Origin of the sequence: Gilliamella sp. Nev3-1 (genome assembly GCF_001690435.1) — a bacterium.
GTDB lineage: Bacteria > Pseudomonadota > Gammaproteobacteria > Enterobacterales > Orbaceae > Gilliamella > Gilliamella apicola_C.
On sequence record NZ_LZHN01000003.1, the window covers coordinates 75,262 to 101,562 of the forward strand.

25 protein-coding genes are annotated in these 26,301 nt (G+C 35.9%); 10 read left to right on the plus strand and 15 right to left on the minus strand.

Going from position 1 to position 26,301, the window contains the following annotated elements; all coding sequences use genetic code 11:
- The first annotated feature begins 299 nt into the window (after positions 1–299).
- Together hemN and A9G40_RS00455 are read left to right on the plus strand one after the other, a co-directional pair.
- Positions 300–1,670 (plus strand): oxygen-independent coproporphyrinogen III oxidase, encoded by a 1,371-nt coding sequence (gene hemN, locus A9G40_RS00450; RefSeq protein WP_065581419.1) that lies wholly within the window; start codon positions 300–302, stop codon positions 1,668–1,670.
- Positions 1,671–1,866: 196 nt separating this feature from the next.
- Positions 1,867–2,676, plus strand: a complete 810-nt coding sequence (locus tag A9G40_RS00455) for a hypothetical protein (protein ID WP_065581420.1) — start codon at positions 1,867–1,869, stop codon at positions 2,674–2,676.
- Positions 2,677–2,832: 156 nt separating this feature from the next.
- Here the strand turns inward: A9G40_RS00455 and rsmC are convergent, their stop codons facing one another.
- Positions 2,833–3,867, minus strand: a complete 1,035-nt coding sequence (rsmC, locus tag A9G40_RS00460; RefSeq protein WP_065581463.1) for a 16S rRNA (guanine(1207)-N(2))-methyltransferase RsmC — start codon at positions 3,865–3,867, stop codon at positions 2,833–2,835.
- Positions 3,868–3,960: 93 nt separating this feature from the next.
- On the opposite strand from rsmC, the gene A9G40_RS00465 reads away from it, so the two are divergent.
- The 6 genes from A9G40_RS00465 (at position 3,961) to cyaY (ending at position 7,355) form a co-directional block, all read left to right on the plus strand.
- A complete protein-coding gene (locus A9G40_RS00465) occupies positions 3,961–4,368 on the plus strand; it encodes a DNA polymerase III subunit psi (RefSeq protein ID WP_065581421.1) in 408 nt (135 codons plus the stop codon).
- Complete coding sequence (gene rimI / locus A9G40_RS00470) at positions 4,337–4,798, plus strand: ribosomal protein S18-alanine N-acetyltransferase (RefSeq protein WP_065581422.1); 462 nt, start codon at positions 4,337–4,339, stop codon at positions 4,796–4,798. Before A9G40_RS00465 ends, rimI begins: the two co-directional genes overlap by 32 nt.
- 120 nt (positions 4,799–4,918) lie before the next feature.
- On the plus strand, positions 4,919–5,554 hold the full coding sequence (locus tag A9G40_RS00475; protein WP_065581423.1) for a thiamine diphosphokinase: 636 nt from the start codon (positions 4,919–4,921) through the stop codon (positions 5,552–5,554).
- Between the two features lie 74 nt (positions 5,555–5,628).
- A complete protein-coding gene (locus tag A9G40_RS00480) occupies positions 5,629–6,426 on the plus strand; it encodes a hypothetical protein (protein WP_065581424.1) in 798 nt (265 codons plus the stop codon).
- On the plus strand, positions 6,427–6,939 hold the full coding sequence (locus A9G40_RS00485) for a surface-adhesin E family protein (protein ID WP_065581425.1): 513 nt from the start codon (positions 6,427–6,429) through the stop codon (positions 6,937–6,939). It abuts the gene before it with no gap.
- 104 nt (positions 6,940–7,043) lie between these two features.
- Positions 7,044–7,355 carry an iron donor protein CyaY gene (gene cyaY / locus A9G40_RS00490; RefSeq protein WP_065581426.1) on the plus strand — a complete coding sequence of 104 codons (312 nt, stop codon included), beginning with the start codon at positions 7,044–7,046 and terminating at the stop codon, positions 7,353–7,355.
- Positions 7,356–7,436: 81 nt separating this feature from the next.
- On the opposite strand, the gene uvrD is transcribed toward cyaY, so the two are convergent.
- The 12 genes from uvrD to A9G40_RS00545 all read right to left on the minus strand — a co-directional run bounded on the left by uvrD (position 7,437) and on the right by A9G40_RS00545 (position 19,707).
- Positions 7,437–9,677: a DNA helicase II gene (gene uvrD, locus A9G40_RS00495; protein ID WP_081302094.1), complete on the minus strand. Its 2,241-nt coding sequence runs from the start codon at positions 9,675–9,677 to the stop codon at positions 7,437–7,439.
- 194 nt (positions 9,678–9,871) lie between these two features.
- Entirely contained in the window at positions 9,872–10,585 is a 714-nt protein-coding gene (yigB, locus tag A9G40_RS00500; protein ID WP_065581428.1) for a 5-amino-6-(5-phospho-D-ribitylamino)uracil phosphatase YigB, read from the minus strand.
- 2 nt (positions 10,586–10,587) lie between these two features.
- On the minus strand, positions 10,588–11,508 hold the full coding sequence (xerC, locus tag A9G40_RS00505; RefSeq protein WP_065581429.1) for a tyrosine recombinase XerC: 921 nt from the start codon (positions 11,506–11,508) through the stop codon (positions 10,588–10,590).
- Between the two features lie 9 nt (positions 11,509–11,517).
- The gene (locus A9G40_RS00510) at positions 11,518–12,252 is read right to left on the minus strand and encodes a DUF484 family protein (RefSeq protein WP_065581430.1); all 735 of its coding nucleotides are present in this window, start codon (positions 12,250–12,252) and stop codon (positions 11,518–11,520) included.
- 169 nt (positions 12,253–12,421) lie between these two features.
- Positions 12,422–13,246 (minus strand): diaminopimelate epimerase, encoded by an 825-nt coding sequence (dapF, locus tag A9G40_RS00515; protein WP_065581431.1) that lies wholly within the window; start codon positions 13,244–13,246, stop codon positions 12,422–12,424.
- 124 nt (positions 13,247–13,370) lie between these two features.
- A complete protein-coding gene (lysA, locus tag A9G40_RS00520) occupies positions 13,371–14,624 on the minus strand; it encodes a diaminopimelate decarboxylase (RefSeq protein ID WP_065581432.1) in 1,254 nt (417 codons plus the stop codon).
- A 12-nt stretch (positions 14,625–14,636) separates the two neighbouring features.
- Complete coding sequence (gene lptM / locus A9G40_RS14505; RefSeq protein ID WP_141675145.1) at positions 14,637–14,804, minus strand: LPS translocon maturation chaperone LptM; 168 nt, start codon at positions 14,802–14,804, stop codon at positions 14,637–14,639.
- A gap of 309 nt (positions 14,805–15,113) precedes the next feature.
- Positions 15,114–16,022 carry an L-ribulose-5-phosphate 3-epimerase gene (locus A9G40_RS00525; RefSeq protein WP_065581464.1) on the minus strand — a complete coding sequence of 303 codons (909 nt, stop codon included), beginning with the start codon at positions 16,020–16,022 and terminating at the stop codon, positions 15,114–15,116.
- A 64-nt stretch (positions 16,023–16,086) separates the two neighbouring features.
- Complete coding sequence (locus tag A9G40_RS00530) at positions 16,087–16,731, minus strand: 3-keto-L-gulonate-6-phosphate decarboxylase UlaD (RefSeq protein WP_065581433.1); 645 nt, start codon at positions 16,729–16,731, stop codon at positions 16,087–16,089.
- Positions 16,732–16,747: 16 nt separating this feature from the next.
- Positions 16,748–17,440, minus strand: coding sequence for an L-ribulose-5-phosphate 4-epimerase (locus A9G40_RS00535; protein WP_065567941.1), 693 nt, complete (start codon positions 17,438–17,440; stop codon positions 16,748–16,750).
- A 3-nt stretch (positions 17,441–17,443) separates the two neighbouring features.
- On the minus strand, positions 17,444–17,917 hold the full coding sequence (locus A9G40_RS00540) for a PTS sugar transporter subunit IIA (protein WP_065581434.1): 474 nt from the start codon (positions 17,915–17,917) through the stop codon (positions 17,444–17,446).
- A 23-nt stretch (positions 17,918–17,940) separates the two neighbouring features.
- Positions 17,941–19,707, minus strand: a complete 1,767-nt coding sequence (locus tag A9G40_RS00545) for a PTS ascorbate-specific subunit IIBC (protein ID WP_065581435.1) — start codon at positions 19,705–19,707, stop codon at positions 17,941–17,943.
- 430 nt (positions 19,708–20,137) lie between these two features.
- Here A9G40_RS00545 and ulaR point away from each other — a divergent pair, with 430 nt between their 5' ends.
- A complete protein-coding gene (gene ulaR, locus A9G40_RS00550; protein ID WP_065581436.1) occupies positions 20,138–20,899 on the plus strand; it encodes an HTH-type transcriptional regulator UlaR in 762 nt (253 codons plus the stop codon).
- Between the two features lie 26 nt (positions 20,900–20,925).
- Positions 20,926–21,993, plus strand: coding sequence for an L-ascorbate 6-phosphate lactonase (gene ulaG, locus A9G40_RS00555; protein WP_065581437.1), 1,068 nt, complete (start codon positions 20,926–20,928; stop codon positions 21,991–21,993).
- A 90-nt stretch (positions 21,994–22,083) separates the two neighbouring features.
- Here the strand turns inward: ulaG and recG are convergent, their stop codons facing one another.
- Positions 22,084–24,177, minus strand: a complete 2,094-nt coding sequence (gene recG / locus A9G40_RS00560) for an ATP-dependent DNA helicase RecG (RefSeq protein ID WP_065581438.1) — start codon at positions 24,175–24,177, stop codon at positions 22,084–22,086.
- 5 nt (positions 24,178–24,182) lie between these two features.
- Positions 24,183–26,291, minus strand: coding sequence for a bifunctional GTP diphosphokinase/guanosine-3',5'-bis pyrophosphate 3'-pyrophosphohydrolase (gene spoT / locus A9G40_RS00565; protein WP_065581439.1), 2,109 nt, complete (start codon positions 26,289–26,291; stop codon positions 24,183–24,185).
- Positions 26,292–26,301: the final 10 nt, after the last annotated feature.

Consider the following 26,301-nt stretch of genomic DNA (forward strand, 5'->3'; position numbering starts at 1 on the left):
ATTGTATATTTCTGATATGCGAGCTGGAATGCCATTGTAATAGTTAAGTTTCGGCTCGTGATTTAATGTCACAACCTTTATTTTTTATGCCTCTAATTAATAACTTAAAAGCGAGCGAATCATAATGCCAATATTAATTATGCTAAGTTTATATTTTGGGTTATTAATTTGCACATTGTTATATTTAAATAAAACCAATCAAATAAAAATTAAAACAAAAATTAGAAATCATCGAAAACTGATACGAAAATTCGATAAAAATAACAGCACTAAACAGAGATTTAAACGGAAGTAACAGCATGACTGATATGCAATTATGGGATCAGGCGTTAATTGAAAAATATAACTATTCTGGTCCAAGATATACCTCTTATCCTACTGCACTTGAATTTAATGAAGAATTTAGCAAGCAGGACTTTTTATCGGCCGCCACACGTTACCCTACAAAGCCATTATCGCTTTATGTACATATTCCGTTTTGTCATAAACTTTGTTACTTTTGTGGTTGTAATAAACTCATTACTCGCCAAACAAAAAAAGTCACCAAATACCTCGATATTTTGGATATTGAAATTGCCGAACGGGCAAAATTATTCAAACAACGCACTGTAACACAAATGCACTGGGGAGGGGGTACGCCGACTTTTTTAACTGATGATGAAATTACTCGGCTGATTACTTCGCTAAAAAAGCACTTCAATTTTGCGGATAATGCCGAACTGTCGATCGAAATCGATCCTCGTGAAATTACGCCACAAACCATCGACCACTTAGCGAGTGTTGGTTTTAACAGGTTGAGTATGGGGATTCAAGATTTTAACCACGAAATCCAAAATCTAATTAATCGCAAACAAGATGAAACACTAATACGTTCTCTTATTAATCAGGCACGAAAAAATCGTTTTCACTCTATTAGTCTAGATCTAATTTATGGTTTACCCAAGCAAACCGTAGAAAGCTTTACCGAAACGCTCAATAAAGTGATAGATATTTCACCCGATCGTTTAAGTGTATTTAATTATGCTCATTTACCAAATCGTTTTGCCGCGCAACGTAAAATTAAAGATGATGATTTACCGAATGCCGACCAAAAATTGCGAATTTTACAAACCAGCATCAAAAAATTAACCGATGCTGGTTACCACTTTATTGGTATGGATCATTTTGCCAAACCCGCTGATGAGCTGGCTATTGCTCAGCAAGAAAATAAATTACACCGCAATTTCCAAGGTTACACAACGCAAGGAGATGCGGATTTACTAGGGCTGGGTGTGTCAGCCATTAGTATGTTAGGTGATAGTTATGCGCAAAACCAAAAAGATCTGAGTAGCTATCAAAGTCAAGTTGAACAAAAAGGTCATGGGTTATGGAAAGGATTTAATTTAAATCAAGATGATATCATTCGTCGAGATGTAATCAAGCAACTCATTTGCCACTTTTATTTAGATAAAAAAGCAATAGAAGAACAATTTCATATCCAGTTCGATAACTATTTTGCTGAAGACTTAAAACTACTCGCTCCATTGCAACAAGATGGATTAGTCACAGTAAATGACAAGATAATTAAAGTTCAACGTAAAGGGCATTTACTGATACGCAACATTTGTATGTGCTTTGATATTTATATGCGAAAAATGGCAAGGCAGCAACAGTTTTCCAGAGTTATTTAATTTGATATCATTTTTCAAATCACTGAAACAACGCGAGTGATTCCTATAAAATAAATATTATGATAAGATTTAGCCCAATTTAATAAAAGAAAGTAATAACTTGTTAATTTTATTGTGTTATTAAAGGTTAACCTTTAATAACACAATTTTAGTTTAGACATGAAATTTTTATTTTAGTAAGGAGTATATTGATAAAATGGGATTGACGAATAAATTAGTAGAAGTATTTCCAACTCGCCCTTTAAAAGTTGTGAAGCTAAAGCAAGAGGGCTCATTACATCAAATAAGAAGAATATTTGCGGCAATATTTTTCTTTGGGTTAGCAATGTTTATAGCCCTGAAAAATTATCCTGGATTAATTACTGATTATAAAATATCACGGAATCCAGTTGTGGTTAACTATGATGTAGAAGGAACATGTCGTGCAAAACGTGCGGTTGATAACTGTTCAGTGAAAATTACCACTGATACAGGACAAGTTATTAAGCGTGATTATACTTTCATTGGAGGGAAAAAAGGAAATTACCAAGTTGTAACTGTGGCTTCTGCCGATGATCCATCACTAGTAACACTCAATTTAGCTATTGATAATATGCGAACTGTATTTGTGGCTACTACTGGTCTTATTCTTTTGTTGTTATTGGTTACATGGATGAGTTTAGGATGTTTTTTAAGAACACATAAAATGACAAAAGTTATCAAGGAAATTAATGGGCAAAAATTAACACCTGTTATTGTGCCAGTTAAATTAGTCTCTTATGGTAAAATAATAACTGCTTTATATCGTGCAAACAATGCACAAGGAATAAATGCTAAATATGCAGCCAATTTTAATAAAGACTCAAACGGTGGACCAATCATTATAGGTGATAGGATTAGAAATAAATGTAATGCGTTGGCCGTAGTCGGTGAAAGCAACTCTGTTCCTATTCTTCTTGATCAAGAATTTACGCGCTGTGATTTTACCTATAATGAAATGCAGGCATTAAAAGAAGCCCTCTCATAATCTAGATATGATATCAATAATAGTGAAATCAATTTAAATCTAACAACTATTTACATTTTAAAATAAAGGGGTGATAAAATCGCCCCTTTATTTATAAAACTTGTGATATGTATTGCAACGCATCCTTTTCTTTAAAAAATAAACAAACCTCACTTATTAATGGCTTGCTAAATAAACTTTAAATTTAGTCGTTTGGGCTATCACTTCAACACATTTGAATGTTTCATCTAAAATGGCTTGATACGGTAAAAATGAATTTGCCACAATGCACAAATAACCATTTAATTTTAAATGTTTTTTAGCTTCCTTAATTAAGGAATTAACCGCAGTGTAACTGGTTTGTTTACCATCATGAAAAGGGGGATTCGAAACAATAAGATGATATTTATCATTTAAATGAGAAAAAACATCACTGGCTACAACGGCCCCATTTACACTATTACTAGCTAACGTCATTTTGCTTGACTCAATTGCTGCGCTACTAACATCGGATAACGTCAGTTCTATATCAGGGCATAATTTACCAAGCACTGTAGATAATATACCCGAGCCACAGCCCACATCCAATACATTGCCTTTTATAATATCAGCATGATCTATTAATGCATTTAATAATAACTCACTGCCTGCATCTAACCCTTTTTGGCTAAATACACCTGGCAAACTTTTAATTTCGATATCTTGATTTTCAATAGTTAAATGATAACTTAACCACCACTCATTAAGATCAAACGCTAAACGGTTTTCTGCCTGAAAATGATATAACCCACAACGTCTTGCGCTATCTATTTTTTGAATTGTCCCAAAATCGCCTAATAAAGATTCAACACTTTTTACGCCTGTGCGATTTTCACCAATAATAAAAATATCACTCCCTTTAGGCATATTATGTAATAAATACGATAGCTGAAACTGCGCTTCACTTTTCGTTTTGGGCCAATAGTAAATCAGTGTGTTCATTCCAACGTAAAAATCCGCTTCTGGCAACAATGAAAAATAGGTATGATTGCCTCGTGCGCTATTTTTTAAACGTAAATACGTATGAAATTGTGTGCAATGAATCTTAACTTGATTTGCTGACATAACCGATGGATAACTATCTTGGATATCACCTGCTATCACCACATTTTTATCGTTAAAAAATGCTTGGCGGCGCTCAAGAACCTGACTTGCAGGAGTAAAAGTGGATATGGCCATATTTCCTCGATGAAAAACCTTTATAAATTGATGCGTTGATTATACAATTAACCACCTTTAATCTCTAATAAAAAACTTAAGTCGATAATGACGCAACAAGATTGGTACCTAAAGCAATGCAATATAACGCAGTATGTTTTGCGCAGACCAGCCGTATTGAAAGGTGAAGTATCCACACACATTAGTGACGAGATTCGTTTAATCGTTGTGGCCGAACAAAAACCAACGCAAAAAATCTATTTTGATATTTTAAATGCTATTCGTCTTACCGAAGAGCAAGTACTGGTCTTAACGCCTTCACAGCTTATTATACCTGCTAGTGAGATTAAAACCGTGGTTTGGTTTATTGATATTAAACCTGATGAGCATTGGGAGCATTCACTTACAATTCAAACCATAAGTTTAGACTTACTTGCAAATGCATCACAACAAAAACGCCAACTTTGGCAACAATTATGTCAATATGAAAACGATTTCCACCCTAACAAAAAATGATTTAACCAAAGCCTTCAAATTAGAACAGATCTGCCATGCGATACCGTGGTCAAAACAGACATTCTTTTCAAACCACGGGAATGGGTATTTAAATTTTAAAATAACTGTCGATAATCAGCTAGTAGGATTTTGTATCTGCCACCAAGCATTCGATGAAGCTGAGTTATTTAATATCGCTATCCATCCCAATTTTAGAAAACAAGGGCTGGCTAAAGATCTACTCAACCACTTGATAGAGAGATTAATAACCATAACATCACCAAGCCCAATTACAACACTTTGGCTTGAAGTAAGGCAATCAAATTCACCAGCAATGAGACTATATCAATCATTGGGTTTTAACCAAATAACAGTTCGAAAAGGCTATTACCCAACAACTGATGGTAAACGAGAAGATGCAATTATTATGGCTTATACATTAGCTTTTTAACATCCTTCACATACTAAACAATGGGTGAATGACTACCACCACCGTCGTTTACCCCTTACATTTCATCCCAGAAAGCAAGATGTTACGGCTTAACGGATAAAGACATCTGAGAGAGTAATCATGCAAAGAAATACAGCCCTACTATTTGTCAATGGTGAGCCGCCGAAGTTTTACCCCAACAATTTAGATAGTTATACCTATATTGCAGCAACTGACGGCGCTTATCATAACTATTTGATTAACTCACCGATTATACCCAATTTTATTATTGGTGATTTAGATAGTTTCAATAATAACCTTACCATTCCAAAGCAAACTGAAATTATCCACACTCCCGATCAAAATAAAACGGATTTTGAAAAGGCAATCTTGTTTTTAGCAGATAAAGGCGTAACCACATTCGATATTTATGGCGCTTGCGGTCATGCTAGCGATCACTTTTTAGGTAATATTTCTGTTGCAATGAGATATTATCATCGATTTCAAATAACATTTTATGATAATTATTGTCATTTCTTTTTTGCCAAACGTTATCAAAAGATGACTAATGTAAAAAATCGTATTATTTCACTAATGCCACTTTCAAAAGTAACAGGTTTAACTATCACTGGTTTTCAGTATCCCTTAACAAAGCAAACGCTATCATTGGGTGGAAGTGTTAGTTTAAGAAACAAAATTATTAGTGATTTGGCTAAAATATCATTTAAAAACGGTGATTTAATCGTCTTTATTGAGGATTTACGTAATGTTAATTGACACACATATTTACATTACTTTACAATAATTTTCCCCAAAAAATAAGTATAATTTATTGGTCAAGGAAACTCACCATGCTTCTAAAAAAACTTTCTGTGCTTGTTTGTGCTTCATTTATTTCTTGTATATCTTTTGCACAGACCAATACCGAGCAACGTGAAACAGACAAAGTAATTGATACATTTCTTCAATGTGATAATCAGTTTTTTGAACAACTTGCTAAACACCAAGAATCAATCAACCAATATGTTGATTTAGCAACTACACCTGAACAGGTCACCTATATTCCTGTTAAGGCTATTCAAAATCTTGATGAAAACCAAGTCATGCTAAAAAAACCACTTGAATATCATGGTTTGAAGATTATTGGCTATCGTAATATTTATATTCCAACCTCCTTGTATGGTTATTTTTTATATTGGGGTTTTATCTTTGATAATAATGAAATTGAGGTTAAAAATGCTTTAAATAATATTAATTGGTTGCCATACAATACCAATATTTACATAGCAAATTCCCAAATTTATGATCACAAATTGAATCCTGCAACATGGCAAGACGATCCTTATGCTATTGATGGCGTTATACCAAGGATCGGAACCATTAATAAAGCACTTTACTTAGAACAAATTGCCAATAACCAAAGTAGTGTTTTTTGTTCTATCCAAGGTGATATAGAGAAAAAAGAGCTATTTGTTATTCGACCAGATCTAAAACCAATTATTGAAAAACAAGAAGCTGAGCTTCAAGAAAAAATCAAAGCATATAAAGAAAAGATGCAAAAGAAAAAAGAAAAACAGGAACAGGAACAACAACCTCAAACGCACATTAATCCTATAGAAACTACCTCAAAAGATGGAGATAATATTTAGATGAAAAAGGTCAGTTTATTTTTAATTCTCTTTTCTTTTGCCACATTTAGCCATGCTGCTGAAGAAAAAATCGATAATGACGCTAAAAAAAATGAAAATACAGCAGCTGAAAGCTTGAAAGATCCTAGAGTCGGTGAGCAATTCATTCCAATATCGAAATCGAACGAAGATGATATTGTTGGTTATTCTTTTTTAGATAGAAAATCGATTAAACTTCACCCTTTTAATACTAAAATCCGTGTATTTAGTGAAGTGACTAACTACAGTCCAGCATTAGTTCAAAAAAATAATGATGGTACTGAAACGCCTTATCATTCCATTAAAATTGATTATTATGCTAATTGCGATAAAATGGAATTAGCAAAGGGAAAACTCAGAACAATTGAAAACAACTTTGGCGATGGAACATTAGTCAATACAATTGAAATGCCAAATCGCTGGGTAAATACAAACCAAGGTAGTGAGCAATATAAGTTACTTGTTATTGGTTGTTCATTACCGCTAGCACCTTAATAATTAAATCTGTACCTATTTTACTCTTGCCACCTTGCTGTGTGGCAGAGCATATCTATTTATGCTAATATCATGCCATTATTTACCTAACCGATTATACTTTTATGAATACCGCACAATTCCATGCACTTACTGATGAGCTATTTAATAAACTTGAATTGTATTTGGATGATTATGCAGATAAGCATGATATCGATTTGGACTATGAAGCAAATGGCAATGTCATTACTGTTAGTTTTCCCAATGGCAGTAAAATCATCGTTAATACCCAAGAGCCTCTTTTTCAGGTCTGGTTAGCCACTCGTATACAAGGTTATCATTTTGAATATATAAATGATAATTGGATTTGTAATCGAACTAACCAACCATTTGACCAGATTTTTTCGGAATCTGTAAGAGAACAAGCAGATCAATAAGGTAGATTAAAATCGGGGATTAATTTAACGCTCAATCCCCGTTTCATCAGATAATTATAGAATCTTACTTAAAAATGAAGTTTACAGTAAGGTAAGATTAGCCAGTTTCACTACCAACCATTTAATTCCCTCATCAACAAAAGCAATTTGTACTCGCTTATGATCGCCGTCTCCATCAAGGTTAACAATCGTGCCTTCGCCGAAGCGGTTATGTAACACTTTACGACCTAGTGTGTAACCATCGCTTTGGCAAGTTTTCTTAATATAAGATTTTTGGCGATCACGATAAGGTTGTCTATCTTCATTTGAATCGTAATATTTTTCTTTTCCTGATAAGGTAATATCGCCTCGATAACTAATTTCATTTAATTTATCAACAGGCAATTCCGCCAAAAAGCGGGAAGGCAAATTACGTTCTTCACGTCCATATAAACGCCTTAGCTCAGCTAATGAAAGGGTCAAAAATTTACGAGCTCGAGTAATACCAACATAAGCAAGGCGCCTTTCTTCCTCTATTTTTTCAGGCTCTTGGGAAGAGCGTAGAGCAGGAAATAACCCATCTTCTAATCCAACAATAAATACATTATCAAATTCAAGACCTTTGGCTGAATGCAGGGTCATCAATTGAACTAAATCTTGTTCGCGATTTGCATCCCGGCTTTCTAACGACGTATAAGCTAAAAAAGACTCTAAAACAGTCAATGTTTTACCCGTTTCACTGTCTTCAATAACCGTGTTTTCATTAGAAAGATAAAACTGCTCAGCTGCGGATACTAATTCTTCAAGATTTTCTAATCTGGATTGACCTTTAATGCCAGGTTCTTGCTCATACATTTGCAATACACCAGATAATTTAATAATCGCGTCGAGTTGCTTATAAAATGGTTGCGTACCTACTTCATTAAAAATAGAATCTATCAACTCCAAAAAACGACGAATTCCCGAACACTGTCTTTCTGTCAATGCATTAGCTTGGATTAGCATTATACACGCTTGCCACAATGAAATATTATGTTGCTTTGCTGCCAATCTAACTTTATCTAGCGTAACATGACCAATACCTCGTGGCGGTGTATTGACTGTAGCTTCAAACGCCATATCATTATTGTGGTCGTGCAATAATCGTAAATAAGCAAGTGCTAATTTTACCTCTTGCCGTTCATAAAAACGTATAGAGCCATAAATCTGATAAGGTAATCCAGCTTGTAACAAGGTATCTTCAAAGATGCGTGATTGCGCATTATTTCGGTACAAAATTGCACAACTTGCATAATTTTCGCCTTCTTGATGCAGTTTTTTTATTTGACCAATAACAAATCTGGCTTCATCAACATCATTAAAGCCAACATAAAGCGAAATGAGCTCACCATTGCCTCTATCTGTCCATAAGTTTTTTCCCAACCGATTTTTATTTTGTGCAATTAATTTATTTGCTACATCAAGAATATTACCTGTCGAACGGTAATTTTGCTCTAATCGAATTATTTCAGTTTCAGGATAATCATTAATAAATAATTGAAGATTATCTGCATTCGCACCACGCCAACTATAGATAGATTGATCATCATCCCCGACTATCATTACATTGGCAGTTCCACCTGCTAACTTTTGTACAAAGCGGTATTGAATATGATTTGTGTCTTGAAATTCATCAATGAGAATATTGCAAAAACGGTGATGACAATAAGCTAATACTTCATTATCACGGCAAAGCAGTTCATAAGCTCTTAGGATTAATTCAGAAAAATCAACATAACCAACTCTATCACAAATAGCTTGGTAATCGCGATAAATCGTTTGCCACATAACTTGTTTAGGATCTTCTGGAACAATATCGCCAGCACGTAACCCCTTTTCTTTTTGAGTGGAAATAAAAGCAGCACATTGTTTAGGTGACCATTGTTTTTCATCTATTTTTAGTTCCCGAAAAATCCGTTTGATGAGCCGAACTTGGTCTTCAGAATCAATAAGTTGAAAATTTGGTGGCAACTTAGCTTGTTCAGGAAACATGCGTAATAAACGGTGAGTCAGTCCATGAAATGTCCCTACCCACATCCCATTAAAATAACTTTCGCCTACTAATGTTTGAATTCGCTCTTGCATTTCTGCAGCAGATTTATTGGTAAAAGTAACCGCAAAAATTGATCCCGGTGAATAATGTTTCTCAATACAAAGCCAAGCAATACGGTGAACTAAAACTCGCGTTTTACCACTCCCTGCTCCAGCAAGGACAATGGTATATTGATTATCGGTGGTGACTGCATTTTGTTGTTCTGTATTCAGGTCGTCTAATAATGATTTATTATTTTGCATTACGTTCATAACCTATTTTAGTAATCGAAAACATTAACCAGCATTAATGTCGAGTGTATTATTAATATTGTTATCATATCTTGAGCCACTATTGTCGACTTGCAGCCAAGAAAAAAGAAATTTATTAAGAAAATGTATCGCTGGTATTAACATAATTTATCTTCACTTAATCTTACTGTTTATTTATACAGACACAATGAAGATTATAGCAGATTCTCTAATTCTGACAATTGAGTTATTTCCATGTGGGGCAAGCATCTTGCTTCCTCAAGTTGTAAAATATCGCGATTATAAATATTGATAAAACAAGCTAAGAAACCACTATCAATAGCACCAGCGACATCCGTTAATAAATTATCCCCTACATGTAAAATATGGTGTGATGGAATAGCTAATTTATGAGCGGCTAAATTAAAAATTTCTGGAAAAGGTTTTGAACGCGTACATTCACCACCTCGCAAGGAAAATTGAAAATAATCCCCCAAATCAATTTGATTAATATCGACATTACCATTAGTGATCACCGCTAAAGGATAGTTAGCAGCCAATTGAGTTAATAATAAGTGTGTTGATTCAGGTACTTTCATCTTATGTCGCCAAAAATTAAAACAGGCAACGGATTGATCAATCACGTCGGTAAATTTTGATTTTGGAATATTGGTTTTACTTAATAACGATTTAATCGTTTGAGCTCGCCAAACATTAACATCATGATAGATTTCGGGATTATCAGCAAGCACGGCATACTTTTCAGTAAAATACTCAGATAGAGTTAAAGTATGCAACTGTTCATAACGCTTAAGCGTATTGATCATCTCGTCTTCCGCTTTTTCAACGATCATACTGTTATCATATAAAGTATCATCCAGATCGAAAGTCAGCGCTTTAATCGTAGTAATAGAGCGATAAAAGTGCATCTTTATTTTCCTCTTTTAGCTCGTGGATGGGCTGAATCATAAACTTCAGACAGATGTGAAAAATCCAAATGCGTATAAACTTGAGTCGTAGATAAATCAGCATGCCCAAGCAACTCTTGCACTGCTCGCAAATCACCACTTGATTCGAGCATATGAGTTGCAAATGAATGACGTAATTTATGTGGATGGACATGACTACTTAAGCCCTGCTTAACGCCCCATTCGGCAAATCGTTTTTCAACATTACGTGGTGAAATTCGTTTACCTAACTTTGAAATAAACAGCGCATCATCCTGTGGAATAAAAAAATCTCGCATTGACAACCAGCGTTTAATCCATTTGATAGATTCTCGGCCTAATGGCAGTTTTCGCTCTTTATTTCCTTTACCCATTACACGGACTTCACCATCAACTAGATTTAACTCTCGACAGTTAAGCGTAACTAATTCAGAAAGGCGTAACCCCGAACCATACATAACTTCAAGCATCGCTCTATCACGAACAGAAAGCGGATCATTATGGTCAATTTCAAGTAGCTGATTAATTTCGTCAATATCAATATTTTTTGGTAGATGCTGACCTAATTTGGGATTTAGCACGCCTCGAGCAGGATTGACGTTAAGATATTCATTTTTTACCATCCAATCACAAAAGCTACGTAAAGCAGATAATCTTAATGATAAGCTTCTAGCTTGTAACCCTGTTTGTCTGCTACGACTAATTAACAATCTTACAGCTGAAGAGTCTAAATCTTGCCAAGTTGAAATTTCGGCATCTTTTGCCAATGACATAAGCGCATAAAGTTGACGCCGATAATTAATTTGTGTGTTTAAGCTGAGCTGTTTTTCTGACTTTAAATAATTTAAAAACTGCTCAACAGGCAAAGTTAATCGAGCATCGACATTTTGATTAGGCTGAGCCATGATCTTTCCTTAATTTATTCGCATGATCCATCTACTAATTAAAATAGGTAAAATTTCACTCATTTTTTCAAGTAATAATGTCCCTTGCCCTGCTTGGTAATGTTCTGGATTAGTGCTAGTAAACATTAACAGTCCCAGATCACCAAATTGTCCTAATAATGATAAAGCTACCGAGCCAATATAACCATGTTCTGGTAGTAAAAAATCAATTTCGGTTGAATTCAATGTCCCTAAATATTGTTGGCTATACTGTAAATGCCTAACACGAATAAAATCAAACTGTAACGTATTTAAAGCTAAATGATAATAACTTGACGGCGCACTAAGTAACCATTTGTCGTCAAAAAGATATAAGTAAGCACCACTGAGACCTAACGATTTTGCCCATGTGTTTAATATGACTATTAATTGGTTTAAATCTTGCGCTTTGAACAATTCAATTTGTAAATCCATCATTTGGTTAAAAAGTAGCTCATTAGCGCTAGCATGTTCCATTAACAACGTAATTTCGGATTCTAATTGCTTAATTTTATTGCGCTGGCGTGCCATATACCATTCAGGTAATGAAATCCCCCCCCGAACAGGATGAGGCACTTGAACACTCTCTACACATCGTGCATTTCGTATAAAAAAATCAGGGTTATCAATAATATATTGACTGACAATTTCATCATTCAATTGTACAGAAGATGGTTTTTTCTGGGATTTTCTTGCTCGTCTATTCCTAGTAGTTTTTGCAACCATAATTCATTTCTATCATATTATATGTCTAACGTTTTTGGGGGATTAAAGTCACCCTTTTAAAACAAACGAAAAAAAATCAAATAAAAATCAATGGGTTTTCTAAACAATTTTTACCCGCCGAAATTTTTCGATAACAAAGCCTTGTGGTTAAACAGCGATAATATCAAAATTAAATGGCAATAAAGCCATCATACACATGTGTAGCCGGTCCTGTCATATAAAGTGGTTGATGCCCACCGTTCCATTCAATCAATAATTTACCACCTGGTAAATTAACATTAACACGCGGGTTTAATAACCCTTGATTAACACCTACTGCCACTGCTGCACAAGCACCTGTACCACAAGCCTGGGTTTCGCCAACCCCCCTTTCAAATACCCGTAAATTAATATTATCGCGATCGATAATATGCATAAAGCCAATATTAGCATGTTCGGGAAAGCGTTCATGTTGCTCTAATACCGCTCCCAACCTTGTAACTTCTGCTGTTACAATATTATCGACTTGAATAACACAATGAGGATTTCCCATAGATGCAACGCCACATAACACGGTCTGTTCTTGTGCTCGAATTATATAAGTTTTTTCTTCTTTAATAGCCTTGAAAGGAATCTTATTGGGTTCAAAAATAGGCTCCCCCATATTAACGCGTACTGTCTCATCGTCATTTACGGTTAAAATAATATTGCCTTTCATGGTGCTAACTTTTAATACACGTTTTCGAGTTAACCCTTTTAAACGAACAAAACGAGCAAAACAACGAGCACCATTACCGCATTGCTCAACTTCAGAACCATCAGAATTAAAGATACGATAATGAAAATCGCTATCGGGCACATAAGGTGGCTCAACAATAAGAAGTTGATCAAAGCCAATGCCAGTATATCTATCAGCCATACGCTTAATCATTTCAGTTGACAGATGAACATTTTGCGTCACTGCATCAATAACCATAAAATCATTTCCGAGTCCATGCATTTTTGAAAAGTTCATCGTAAATTTACCTTTTGTTGTCAAACATATTAGTTCTTTATTTTTTTATTTTGGCTGTTAACTCGTACCCACGCAAAGAAGAATATTGTATGGAGATTATTAACCCTTCAACTATTTATAAATGCTATAAAACCACTTCCCCTCGCCATAAATCATCCAAAGACTCACGTTGGCGAATTAATTTATGCTGTTGTTCATTAATTAGCATCACTTCAGCAGGTCTTGGGTGACTATTGTAATTCGATGCCATAGAAAACCCATAAGCACCAGCACTACAAATTACCAACAAATCGTCCTGCTTAACCGAAAGCGCACGCTGATAGGCCAGAACATCACTAGATTCACAAATAGGACCAACAACATTGTATATGAATGGCTCATCGCTAGCTTGCGGTTGTTTTTCAGGTAATACGTTCATCCAAGCTTCATACAGTGCTGGACGAATTAAATCATTCATTCCCGCATCGACAATCGCAAAGTGGTTGCTATCTTGGTGTTTGGTATATTCAACTTTAGTAATTAACAAACCTGAATTAGCAACAATAGATCGCCCTGGTTCAAACAGAATTTCAATATCAGGGTAATTAACTAATTTATTCTTTAACTCGGTGACGAGTTGCAATGCTGTCGGAGGTTGCTCGTTGTCATAACAAACGCCTAAACCACCACCTAAATCGATATGTTTAATAAAAATACCATTGGATTGTAATTTATCAACTAAAGCAAGAATGCGATCAGCAGCATCAAGAAATGGTGACAATTGGGTTAGTTGCGAACCAATATGGCAATCAATACCTACAATGGTAATATGCGCTAATGATCGTGCTTTTTCATAAATATTCAACGCTAACTGATAACTAATACCAAATTTATTCTCGCGCAGACCTGTTGATATATAAGGATGTGTTTTAGCATCCACATCAGGATTAATTCTCAATGAAATCGGTGCGATTTTACCTAATCTTTTTGCAACTTCATCAATTCGATATAATTCAGGCTCAGACTCAACATTAAAGCATTTAATGCCAACTTCAAGCGCGCGTTCAATTTCAACGATTGATTTAGCCACGCCAGAAAACACGATCTTTTTAGGATCAGCGCCTGCTTTCAATACTCGTTCTAATTCACCTTGTGAAACAATATCAAAGCCCGCTCCCAATTTTGCCAATAAACTTAAAACAGCTAAATTGCTATTCGCTTTAACGGCGTAACAAACTAAATGTTTATTAGCAGCCAATGCCTGTTCATAGGCTAAAAACTGTTTGCTTATGTGATCTGCTGAATAAACATACAATGGAGTGCCATACTGTTTTGCAAGATCCGCTATAGCTATTTGATTAGCAAATAAGTGACCCTGCTGATAATGCAGAAAATCCATCCCTTTATTCCTTTATACTCTTTTAATCAATGAATCAGACTGAATTGAAGCTGTTGTTGCAGTTTTAAACTGTACTATCGATGCGGTTTCAACTGGATGATAAAGCGGCCCTTTTAATCCACACCCCATTAATACCAACGTAATCCAAAAGATAGAGAGTAATTTTATAGTTAATTTCATATCGTATTCAAGATTATTTCGATTTTTTATGATGCTATCTATATTACACGATACCCATAGCAGTGCAAAGTGTAATTAATCAAGTCTAGATAAACCGATATATAAAATTAGTAAGTCGATGGCGTATTGCAATAAGTAAAATGCCAAAAAGGTTAATTATGGTCTTGTTGTTGTCATTGATTCATATACCTTAACACACGTTAAACAATTTCATATTAAGCTCTACCGCTGAATTACTTTGGTAGAACTTAATACCGTGTTGTCATAGCACAAAAACTGATTCTAACTGTGGATTGAAAAAAGGTTAGTTTACTTGTCAAAAATAGGAAAATTGGTTCTATCACCTATTAGCTTTAATCTTTTTTGCGCAGTAATAATATTAGTTTCCCAATTATCATCATTCGCCCACATTTCGATAACTAGGGGAGCCACATAATTCATAGCTCTAAGCGTTTTGAATATAGCGGTAAAATCAACCTCACCTTCACCAATAACAAGATCCCTAAACTGACCAAGATAATTCGACCTAACTTTATAGGTATCTTTTAAATGAATCTGCACAATATGATCACGACTTAACATAAGCTCGGTACAAGTATCGTAATTCCATCCGGTAATATTGCCTACATCAGGGTAAGCCATAAAATAAGGCGAGTTGATTTCTTTTTTTAAAATTTCAAACTTGCTTAAACTATTAAGATATTGTGTATCCATAATTTCAACCGCCAGCATCACCCCAGCTCGCTCAGCTTGCTTAACGGCCCACTGCATACCTTTAATAAAACGTTGATGAGTTTGCAAGTCAGCGGGTTCATAATAGACATCATAACCCGCTAGCTGGATCACTCTTATCCCTAATTTGTAAGCTAGTGTAATCGCTTTATCCATAATGCTTTTAGCTTCATTGCGGGTATCATGATTAGCTGAACCAAATGGATATTTACGATGCGCACTTAAGCACATGGAATGTAGTGGAATGCCGATTTTTTCACATTGATGCCTAAGTGAATAGATCTCATCGTCAGACCAATCTAATCGTGCGCGGCGCTCATCTGATTCATCGACCGACATTTCGATAAAATCAAATCCTAAGTTTTTGGCTATTTGTAATTTCTCTTGCCATAATAGTTGATTAGGTAAGGCTTTTTCGTAAATGCCTATTCGAGGCGTGTTTTTGGTTTGATACCGTTTTTCAAATATATCGTTACTTTGTGGCATTGTGATAACCCATTTTTTATATGAAAAAATACCATGCAGCTGATTTTTCAACTGCATGCTGTTGTTACCAATATTTTGCGATCTGCGTTCTTAATGCTTGCGCAGTTTGTTGACCGTTTTCATTAGCAAGCGCACGACCAGCAATAAACGCTTTAGTTTTTATGCCTGCAAATAAATGAATATCTTCTGGCACAATGCCACCGGTGATTGAAAGTTCAAGTCCTAAATCAGATAATTGGCGCATTTTTGCTATATCATCTTCACCCCAACCAATACCAGCAAGTTCAGCATCACGAGATCGATGGTATATTGCTTGCTTAATGCCAAGGTTACGCCAAGCTTTAGCATCTTCTAATGTCCAATGCCCGTATAATTCGATCTGAATTTCACCTTTAAACTCATCAGCCACTTTTTTACAAGCTTCCACTGTAGCAATGTGCGCAGCGGCTGAAACTGTTAACCAGTTTGCACCTGCGGAAAAAGCCATTTTTGCCAATATTGCACCACCATCAGTGGTTTTTAAATCGCATACCAAAATATGATTAGGATAAAGTTCTCTTAACTGTTTTACACTTTGCATACCTGCACCAAAAGCGAGAATGGTTCCCACTTCAATGATATCGACAAAACCCGCTACATTTTTTGCCACATCTAATGCTGGCGCTAATTCAGTTTGATCTAATGCGATTTGTAATTTAGGTGCTGCCATGTTGTTCTCCTATTTGCTATTTTTGACCATAGTAAGCATTCGCACCGTGTTTGCGAAAATAGTGCTTATCAGATAACGTTTGTTGAATTTTGATTGCTTGATTAAGTTGCCGAGTGGCAAGAGCCATCATAGCTACTTCTTCAAGTACGACCGCATTATGCACTGCATCTAACGCATTTTTACCCCAACAAAATGGAGCATGACCAGAGATAATTGCCCCTGGCATTGCGACGGGATCTAGACCTCGGCGTTTAAACTCTTCTACAATGACTAATCCTGTATTTTTTTCATAATCAATTGCAATTTCACTATCGGTTAGTTCACGCGTACAAGGCACATCACCATAAAAATAATCGGCATGCGTCGTACCTAGTGCAGGGATGTCTAATTCCGCTTGTGCCCAAATAGTGGCATAACGAGAATGGGTATGCACAATACCACCAATTTGTGGAAATGCTTTATACAATTCAATATGCGTTGCGGTATCGCTTGAAGGATTTAATTTTCCCTCCACAATATCTCCCATTAGCGAAACAACCACAATATCATCCAGTTTCATATTGCTATATTCAACACCAGAAGGCTTGATGGCGATAACGCCTTTTTCACGATCGATTTCAGAGACATTACCCCAAGTAAAAGTCACTAAATGATATTTAGGTAACAATAAATTAGCATTCAATACCCGTTCTTTTAATGCTTGATACATGATTTAACCTCCATTTAAGGCACGATCAATAACGGCATAAACATCTTCTTTGGTGTTACAACGCCTTAATTTATCTAGATCAACCCCTGTTTCACTGTTTTCATCATCTAAAATTTGAGTGACCTCCATTAATCCTTCCATATGCTGATCCGATGTGCTACCCGCTAATGTCACTAAAACATCGACAGGCTCAGCTTCACCATCAAAATAGACAGGTTTTTTTAAGGTAACTAAAGCAAAAGCTGTACGATTTACTCCATCTTCAGGCCTTGCATGAGGCATGGCAAAGTTTGGTGCAATAATAATATAAGGCCCCATTGTTTTGACACAGCGAACAATAGCATCATAGTACGACGGCTCTATTGCTTTAGAGGCGACTAGCATATCAGTGCCTAGCTTAATGGCATCTTGCCAAGTTGCAGCATTTGCTTTGAGTAAAATAGAGTTATTGTCAATTAGTGATTCTTTTAAAGCCATGGTGCACTCCTTAGTATTTAAAATCATTTAGAAAACACTTGTTCAATCAGCTTTATCAGCTCATCGCCAAAAGTTTGTGGATTTAACATATTTTGTACGCCTAACGCATGTTGACCTTCATTTACCTCAATTTCATGAATAAGATGTTTAGATGCAACAATGATATCGACATTGGGTAAACGTGATTTATAATCAGTCACTGCACAAGAATCCATTTCGTTTGGGATGCCTTTTTTATTTAAATAATTAGCAATCTTCATTTTCATCATCATTGAAGAGCCTTGCCCACTCCCACATACTGCCAAGATACGAATTGGGCGACCTTCACTCACGGCGACTTCATCCATTTTTTCAAGTACTGATTCATTGACATCTTGATGTTTATCGTTGACTTCAGGCTGATTTGTAGAGTTAGCCTCTTCTTGGCGAAGCTGTCTAGCAGCAAAAAACATATAAATCAGGGCTAGAACAATAAGAACATAGATAAATAAGTGTGAAATAGATAAAGCCTGTAAAATCGGTGGAAATAAAATCGCCCAATCTGCCATCCCCATCCATGAGTCAATCGGCGTACCGTTTTGAGCAAAGATATGAATTACCCAAGCAGAGCCTAATACCTCTATCATTCCCATGGCAAAACAGATCTTCATTACGGCTTTCCAACCACCAAAATGGTTGGCAAATACACCAATGGTTGCATTCGAAAAAAACATTGGTATAAAGCCTGGAATAATCATAATTGGCGATTTAAAGATGAGTAATAATGCAATCGCTAAGAATTGCCCTAAAGCCCCCCAAATAAAACCAAACACCATCGCATTAGGTGAAAAAGCATAAATTGCCGCGCAGTCAATAGCTAATACCGCATTAGGAATTAGCTTTTCTGAAATACCTTTGAAAGCTTCGGACAATTCAGCAACAAACATACGCACCCCACCAACAATAACTTGAATTGCGACGGCAAATTTAAGCCCTGTTTCAAAGATGTAAATGGTCCAATGGGTGGATCCTGCCATTGTTTGTAAATTATCTAACCCAAATGACAGCAAGATAATACCAAAGAAAATTGTCATCACAATTGTAGTTGCGGCAATACTATCATGAAAGATATGCAACCATTTTGGCAATTTTAGATTATCAACTGTATCGTTTTTATCCCCCAATTTTGGCGCTAATTTAACCGCTATCCAAGAACCGAATTGTTGTTGGTGGCCTATTGAAAACCCTGCTCCCCCAGTAACGGCCTCGGTCGGCTTAAACATCATATTCGAAAATATTCCCCAATAAAGCGCAGTGATAATGGCCGAATAGATGATAGTTTCCCACATGCTGTAACCAAAAAGGAAATAAAATAGTGCAATTAAACCAACCTGTTGGAACATAATATGGCCAGTTAACATAATGGTTCGAATTCCGGTTAAACGTCGAAATACCACCAAAATAATATTAATCGCTAATGCAAGCAAAACAGAATAGCCAACCCATGAATAGCATTCGCCCATACCTGTTTCGACGGCGACCATTGATGCATAAGTATCAATGATAGAGCCTTTAATGCCATGGTATTCTGCCAATTTAGCAATAACAGGTTTGAATGTTGATACCAAAACGCCAGATCCAACCTGTAATAACATAAATCCAACAATGGTCTTAATCGTGCCTTTTAACACGGTGGTTATATCTTTACGTAATAGACAATAACCAAGCATTGTCACCAAGCCAAGTAACAAAGGTGCTTTTGTCATCACTTGACTATAAAAAATATAAAATACGTTATAAATTACTTCCATATGTTCCTCTCATCGGTTATTGACATTTTTACTGCTCGAACAACACTCACCTCTGATATTGAGTTTCATTTAATTGCCTCTCATCAAGTTTCTTATAATCTGTAAAGTAAATGAATGGAACCGCTGATTACTTTACTTTATTTATCATCGCTCATTAAAAACACTTGTTATATTCTACAATCAAAATAAATCATTCAATGATTATTTATGATTGTTTTGACAAGGATCACTTTTCTTAACAAACTATAATTTCATATGTGATCAGCATCACAACTTAAATAAAATATAAAGACAAAAACCATTAAAATTATTATTATCAATTAATTAAAAAATATTGGTATTAATAAATAAAATTATAGCAATTGACAATAATACAAATAAAAATTACGATAAAATAATCATATTTAATCACAATGAAATGTAAGAAAAAATGAACGAAATTGCACGACATAATGAAATAGTAGCGTTAGTAAACGAAAAAGGTATGGTTAGAGTGTCCGAATTAATCGCAAAATTTGCTATATCACCAGCAACAGCAAGGCGCGATATTACTAAGCTAGATGAGGAAGGGCGCGTTAAAAAAGTTCGCAATGGTATTATGCGATTAGAAGAAATAAAACCAATTTGGGCACCGATTGATAGTAATAATACCGATCATTATCACGAAAAAGCCCGTATTGCAATTCGAGCTGCACAATTATGCAACTGTGACGAAAATATTGTTATAAATTGCGGTTCTACGGCTTTTTTACTTGGCCGTGAACTGTGCGGTAAAAATGTTTCAATTATTACTAATTATTTTCCATTAGCTTGTTACTTAATTGAGCATGATCATGAAAATGTCATCATTATGGGAGGATTATATAACAAAACACAAAATATTATTCTTAATCCTATTGCTAACATAACCGATTCTTATGCTGGCAAGTGGATGTTTACCAGTGGTAAAACATTAACACCAACAGGTCTTTATAAAAACGAAATATTAGGCGCTGTAGCTGAACAACAGATATTGGAAAAAACCGAGAAATTAGTTGTTGTAGTTGATAGCTCCAAAATTGATACCAAAGCCAATTCAGGCATGCTTTTTTGCCCTATTAATAAAATAGATATTTTAATCACAGGAAAACAAGCTAATAAGGACGTAATTGAATGCATTAAGGAGCAAGGCGTTGAGGTTATTTTAGTTTAACAATTAAATTGTAGAAGGAACAGAGTATGAGTAAAGTAAATGAAATTAGCCGTGAATCGTGGATATTAAATACATTTCCTGAATGGGGAACGTGGCTTAATGAGGAGATCGAAACAACAGAGGTCAAACCCAATACATTTACTATGTGGTGGCTTGCTTGTACGGGGATTTGGCTAAAATCAGCGGGTAATACCAATATTTCTGTTGATTTTTGGTGTGGCACTGGTAAAAAAACTCACGCAAATCCATTAATGAACAAACAGCATCAAATGATGCGAATGGGTGGAGTCCGTGAATTGCAACCAAACTTAAGAACTAGCCCATTTGTTCTTGATCCTTTTGCAATTAAAGAAATTGATGCAGTGATGGCAACTCATGATCATGCCGATCATATTGATGTCAATGTTGCTGCAGCAGTTATTCAAAACTGTTCACCAAAAGTAAAATTTATTGGCCCGAAAGCTTGTGTAGAATTGTGGAAAAGCTGGGGCGTGCCAGATGATCGTTGTATTGTTGCCAAAGTGGGGGAAACGATTGAGGTTGGTGATATTACAATTCGCGTATTAGACTCTTTTGATAGAACATCGTTAGTTACTTTGCCAAAAGGCGTTTCATCTACCGACAAATCTATTTTAGATGGCATGAATGATAGAGCAGTTAATTATCTATTTGAGACATCAGGAGGTTCGTTGTACCACTCGGGCGATTCCCACTACTCTAACTATTATGCCAAACATGGCAATGACTACAAAATTGACGTGGCATTACTATCTTATGGTGAAAACCCGCGAGGAGTGACGGATAAAATGACATCAGCCGATATTTTACGTGCTGCTGAATCGCTTAATACTCAAGTTGTGATCCCTTTCCATCACGATATTTGGGCAAACTTTCAAAGTGACCCACGCGAAATTGAAGTATTATGGCAAATGAAGAAAGATCGTCTTGATTATCGATTTACGCCTTTCTTCTGGCAAGTTGGTGGTAGATACACTTATCCAACCGATAAACATAAAATGCATTATCAGCATTACCGTGGCTTTAGAGATATTTTTACCGATGAACCAGAATTGCCGTATCGATCATTCTTATAATTGGCTAATATAATTATTAGGCTTCAATGTGTGGACTGATTCAAACAATGCTTTTTACCGTCCACACATCAATCTCTTTACTCCAATTAATTAAACATTAATGTATCTTTCACGATCTGGCAACCAGCAATCAATTAGTTGAGTAGCACTTTGCGGGTAGTGTTTTTGAATGTCATAAGAGGCTTGTTGCACTTGGCTAATCAAATGTTGATCACGAACCAAATCGACAACCTTAAAATTAGCTATACCCATTTGCCGGGTACCTAAAATTTCGCCACTGCCACGAAGTTCAAGATCTTTTTGTGCAATAACAAAACCATCATTACTTTCACGCATCACCTTCATGCGTGCTTGAGCAACTTTACTTAGGGGGGCTTGATACATCAATACACAATGCGATACGGCTGATCCTCGTCCAACTCGTCCACGTAATTGATGCAATTGAGCTAAACCCAATCGCTCAGCATTTTCAATGATCATTAAGCTAGCATTAGGCACATCAACACCAACCTCAATAACTGTTGTTGCAACAAGTAATTGGATGTTCCCAGCTTTAAAAGCTTGCATGACGGATTGTTTTAAATCCGATTTCATTTTGCCATGTACTAACGCAATACTTAAATGGGGTAAACGGGCTTGTAATTCGGTAACCAGCATTTCGGCCGCTTGCGCATCAAGTGTTTCGGACTCTTCGACTAAAGTACACACCCAATAAACTTGACGATTTGCTAAACAAGCTTGGTTTACCCGTTCAATAATTTCATCTCGACGAGTATTTGGTATTACTACCGTAGTAATTGGTGTTCGCCCTGGTGGTAATTCATCAATAACTGAAACATCTAAATCAGCATAGACGGTCATTGCTAATGTTCGAGGAATAGGTGTTGCGGTCATAATTAATTGATGTGGAAAGAAATTATCTTTAATACCTTTTTCCCACAGGCTTAGACGCTGGTTTACACCAAAGCGATGCTGTTCATCAATAATGACTAATCCTAACGAGTTAAACTCCACTTTATCAACAAACACCGCATGAGTACCAATTAATAACGTGCTGTCACCATTTTGAATACGTTCATAACACTGTCGTTTATGTTTAGCCGTTAATCGCCCCGACAACAGATCAACACTAATCCCCAACGGTGCAAACCAAGTACTAAAATTGTTATAATGTTGCTCTGCTAATATTTCTGTCGGCGCCATTAATACTACCTGACAACCATTTTCAATAGCATTTAATGCAGCTAATGCAGCAACTAATGTTTTGCCTGAACCAACATCCCCCTGAATTAATCGCATCATAGGTACTGGTTTTGCCATGTCTTGATAAATCTCTTGCACAACACGTTGCTGAGCACAAGTGGGTGTAAAAGGCAATGATGATAAAAACGGTTTAATCAAACATTGATTTGGAGAAAACAGATGTGCTTGCTGTTTTTGATTATGCTTTTTTAGCATCAACATACTTAAATGATAAGCAATCAATTCTTCAAAAATAAATCGTTTAATAGCTGGGTGTTCGCCCGACATTAATTGTTCAATATGAGTATCAATAGGCGGGTTATGTACAATATTTAAAGAATCCAATACTGGCAAAAAGTGGCATGCTAGCTTTGCTGGTAAAATTTCATTAGGCGGATTATTTTTTAACAACAAAAGTGCTGCCATAATTGACCGTCGAATCAATGCTTGAGATAGTCCATAGGTCGTTGAATAAATGGGTGTATATTTTTCTTGAGTATCATCTAACCTGACTGATGACTCGTTTCCATTGGCTTTAAATTTAAATTGTGGGTGGATAATTTCAATATAATTTTTGCCACGTTTTATCTCGCCATACGCACTCACCCATTTTCCTTTAATCAAAGAAGCTTTCATGCTGGGTGTAAAATGCATAAATCGTAATACGGCAACGCCCGAATCATCTTGAATATAGCAAATTAACATTTGTCGACGCTTAAAGGCAACTTCACTTTTGATTATAGCGCCTTCTATTGTAGTGAACTCACCAATAACCGCATCGCCAATGGAACAAGACGACGTACGATCTTCGTAACGTAAAGGGAAATGCAATAACAGATCTTTGACGGTATAAATACCTAATGTATTAAATTTTTTTTCTAAACTTGCACCAATCCCCGTTAATTTTATCAACGGCAAATGATCAAAAAATCGATTTATCATAATGACTAATTTATATTTCTTGTCACGCTCACTACATCGGACTGTAGCGATATTTTCCGCATTAATTCACTAAGTTGCTGAGTGTTTTTTACTTCTATTTGCAAAATGATGGTATAAATTTGTCTGTCTTTTTCTTCGGTATTTAACCACTGCAAGTGGGTATTTTCATCATTAATAATTGAAAGGAGATTCGCTAAAGCGCCTTGAACATTTAAAATATCAACCCAAATTTCAACAACAAAGCGTTGAAAAATATCTGGCGCCCATTTAAGTGGAATATATTTTCCTGGATTATTTTGATAGTCTGAAATATTTCGACAAGATTCGTGATGCACTATCAGTCCCTTTTCTGGGCTGACATGTCCCACGATAGGGTCATTTGGAATAGGATGACAACATTTAGAAAACGTAACCAAAACGCCTTCACTACCCGTGATAACTAGTGTTTTATTGGGTTCTGTTTTATTTTGTAATAGCGATTTATGTTCTAATCCTTTAGCTATAAAATGGCTCATAATATTGCCTAGCCCAATTTCGGACAAAACATCATCAAAAGTTGGCAATTTAGCTAACTCAGCTGCACGAGCTTTTTGATTTGATGATAACTCACTAATACCGCCAGATTTAACTAACGAAAGATCGAGTAAACGTCGTCCCAATTTAATTGCATCTTCACGTTTAAGTGTCCTAAGCGCATGACGAATTCGAGATTTTGCTTTAGCACTAACTACAAAACTTAACCAATTAGCATTAGGTCGCCCTTCCGATGAAGTAATAATTTCAACAGTTTGACCACTACTTAATGGTTGCGATAGAGGATAAGGTTTACGATCAACAATTGCACCAATGCACTGATAACCAATATCAGAATGGACTGCATAGGCAAGATCAACTGCTGTTGCGCCTTCAGGTAGCTGAACAATACGCCCTTTAGGGGTAAAAACGTAAATTTCTTTAGGAAACAAATCAGACTTTACATTTTCGATAAATTCGAAAGAGTTACCCACACTTTGTTGTAATTCTAATAAACTTTGCATCCAGCGCTGAGCTTTAATTTGCGTGGTAGTATTGTTCATTTCATCGGTTTCGTTATATGCCCAATGAGCAGCAACGCCCATTTCAGCCATTTGATCCATATCTTCAGTGCGGATTTGTACTTCAACAGGTGTTCCATGAGGTCCAATTAACGATGAATGTAATGACTGATAACCATTCGCTTTGGGGATCGCTATATAGTCTTTAAAACGATTAAGCCGTGGCTTATAAAGATTATGCACTAACCCAAGAGCGCGATAACAAGCATCAACGTCCTTTACTACAATTCTAAACGTATAAATATCCATAATGGAATGAAACTGCTGCTCACGCAATTTCATCTTTTGATAAATCGCATAAATGTTTTTTTCGATACCAGTAACTTCGGCGTCAATATGAGCATCTAATAATCGATTACGTATTTCAGACAAAATTTGTTGGATAAGCTCTTTTCGTGTATTTCGCGCGGTTTTAATTACTTTTTCAATCACTTTGGCACGATTTGGATGCATTGCGGTAAAGCCCAAAATCTCAAGCTCTGTTTTAATATGATTAATGCCCAAACGATGAGCTAAAGGGGCATAAATTTCGAGAGTTTCTTTGGCAATGCGACGGCGCTTGTCAGATCTTAAGGCACAGAGTGTGCGCATGTTATGGGTACGGTCAGCTAGTTTAATTAAAATAACACGCACATCTTCGGTCATGGCAAGCACCATTTTCCGAAAATTTTCAGCTTGTGCCTCTTGTCTATTACGGAATTTTAATTTATCAAGTTTAGAAACACCTTCAACTAAAATGGCAACATGTTTACCAAATTTATTCGTAATATCTTGAAAGGTAACCGGAGTATCTTCGATAGTGTCGTGTAAAAGTGCGGCAATAATTGTTTCATAATCAAGCCGCATCTCAGCTAAATTTGTTGCAACTGCAACAGGGTGGGTGATGTAAGGCTCACCACTGCATCGGAATTGCCCTTCATGTGCATTTTTAGCAAAAAGATAAGCATCTTGTATCAATTCCACTTTTTTAGCAGGAAGATAAGATGCTACAACCTCTTTTAAGCTATCAAAATATTGCATAAGCAATTCC

Bases quoted from the DNA above. Each gene is read 5' to 3' on its own strand.
- A9G40_RS00545 (WP_065581435.1), bottom strand. From the start codon at position 19,707: ATGGAAGTAATTTATAACGTATTTTATATTTTTTATAGTCAAGTGATG.
- A9G40_RS00475 (WP_065581423.1), top strand. From the start codon at position 4,919: ATGCAAAGAAATACAGCCCTACTATTTGTCAATGGTGAGCCGCCGAAG.
- cyaY (WP_065581426.1), top strand. From the start codon at position 7,044: ATGAATACCGCACAATTCCATGCACTTACTGATGAGCTATTTAATAAA.
- ulaR (WP_065581436.1), top strand. From the start codon at position 20,138: ATGAACGAAATTGCACGACATAATGAAATAGTAGCGTTAGTAAACGAA.
- A9G40_RS00485 (WP_065581425.1), top strand. From the start codon at position 6,427: ATGAAAAAGGTCAGTTTATTTTTAATTCTCTTTTCTTTTGCCACATTT.
- xerC (WP_065581429.1), bottom strand. From the start codon at position 11,508: ATGGCTCAGCCTAATCAAAATGTCGATGCTCGATTAACTTTGCCTGTT.
- A9G40_RS00530 (WP_065581433.1), bottom strand. From the start codon at position 16,731: ATGGCAGCACCTAAATTACAAATCGCATTAGATCAAACTGAATTAGCG.
- dapF (WP_065581431.1), bottom strand. From the start codon at position 13,246: ATGAACTTTTCAAAAATGCATGGACTCGGAAATGATTTTATGGTTATT.
- recG (WP_065581438.1), bottom strand. From the start codon at position 24,177: ATGATAAATCGATTTTTTGATCATTTGCCGTTGATAAAATTAACGGGG.
- yigB (WP_065581428.1), bottom strand. From the start codon at position 10,585: ATGCACTTTTATCGCTCTATTACTACGATTAAAGCGCTGACTTTCGAT.
- A9G40_RS00525 (WP_065581464.1), bottom strand. From the start codon at position 16,022: ATGCCACAAAGTAACGATATATTTGAAAAACGGTATCAAACCAAAAAC.
- A9G40_RS00455 (WP_065581420.1), top strand. From the start codon at position 1,867: ATGGGATTGACGAATAAATTAGTAGAAGTATTTCCAACTCGCCCTTTA.
- hemN (WP_065581419.1), top strand. From the start codon at position 300: ATGACTGATATGCAATTATGGGATCAGGCGTTAATTGAAAAATATAAC.
- lysA (WP_065581432.1), bottom strand. From the start codon at position 14,624: ATGGATTTTCTGCATTATCAGCAGGGTCACTTATTTGCTAATCAAATA.
- lptM (WP_141675145.1), bottom strand. From the start codon at position 14,804: ATGAAATTAACTATAAAATTACTCTCTATCTTTTGGATTACGTTGGTA.
- spoT (WP_065581439.1), bottom strand. From the start codon at position 26,291: ATGCAATATTTTGATAGCTTAAAAGAGGTTGTAGCATCTTATCTTCCT.
- A9G40_RS00465 (WP_065581421.1), top strand. From the start codon at position 3,961: ATGACGCAACAAGATTGGTACCTAAAGCAATGCAATATAACGCAGTAT.
- A9G40_RS00535 (WP_065567941.1), bottom strand. From the start codon at position 17,440: ATGTATCAAGCATTAAAAGAACGGGTATTGAATGCTAATTTATTGTTA.
- uvrD (WP_081302094.1), bottom strand. From the start codon at position 9,677: ATGAACGTAATGCAAAATAATAAATCATTATTAGACGACCTGAATACA.
- A9G40_RS00540 (WP_065581434.1), bottom strand. From the start codon at position 17,917: ATGGCTTTAAAAGAATCACTAATTGACAATAACTCTATTTTACTCAAA.
- rimI (WP_065581422.1), top strand. From the start codon at position 4,337: ATGAAAACGATTTCCACCCTAACAAAAAATGATTTAACCAAAGCCTTC.
- A9G40_RS00480 (WP_065581424.1), top strand. From the start codon at position 5,629: ATGCTTCTAAAAAAACTTTCTGTGCTTGTTTGTGCTTCATTTATTTCT.
- ulaG (WP_065581437.1), top strand. From the start codon at position 20,926: ATGAGTAAAGTAAATGAAATTAGCCGTGAATCGTGGATATTAAATACA.
- A9G40_RS00510 (WP_065581430.1), bottom strand. From the start codon at position 12,252: ATGGTTGCAAAAACTACTAGGAATAGACGAGCAAGAAAATCCCAGAAA.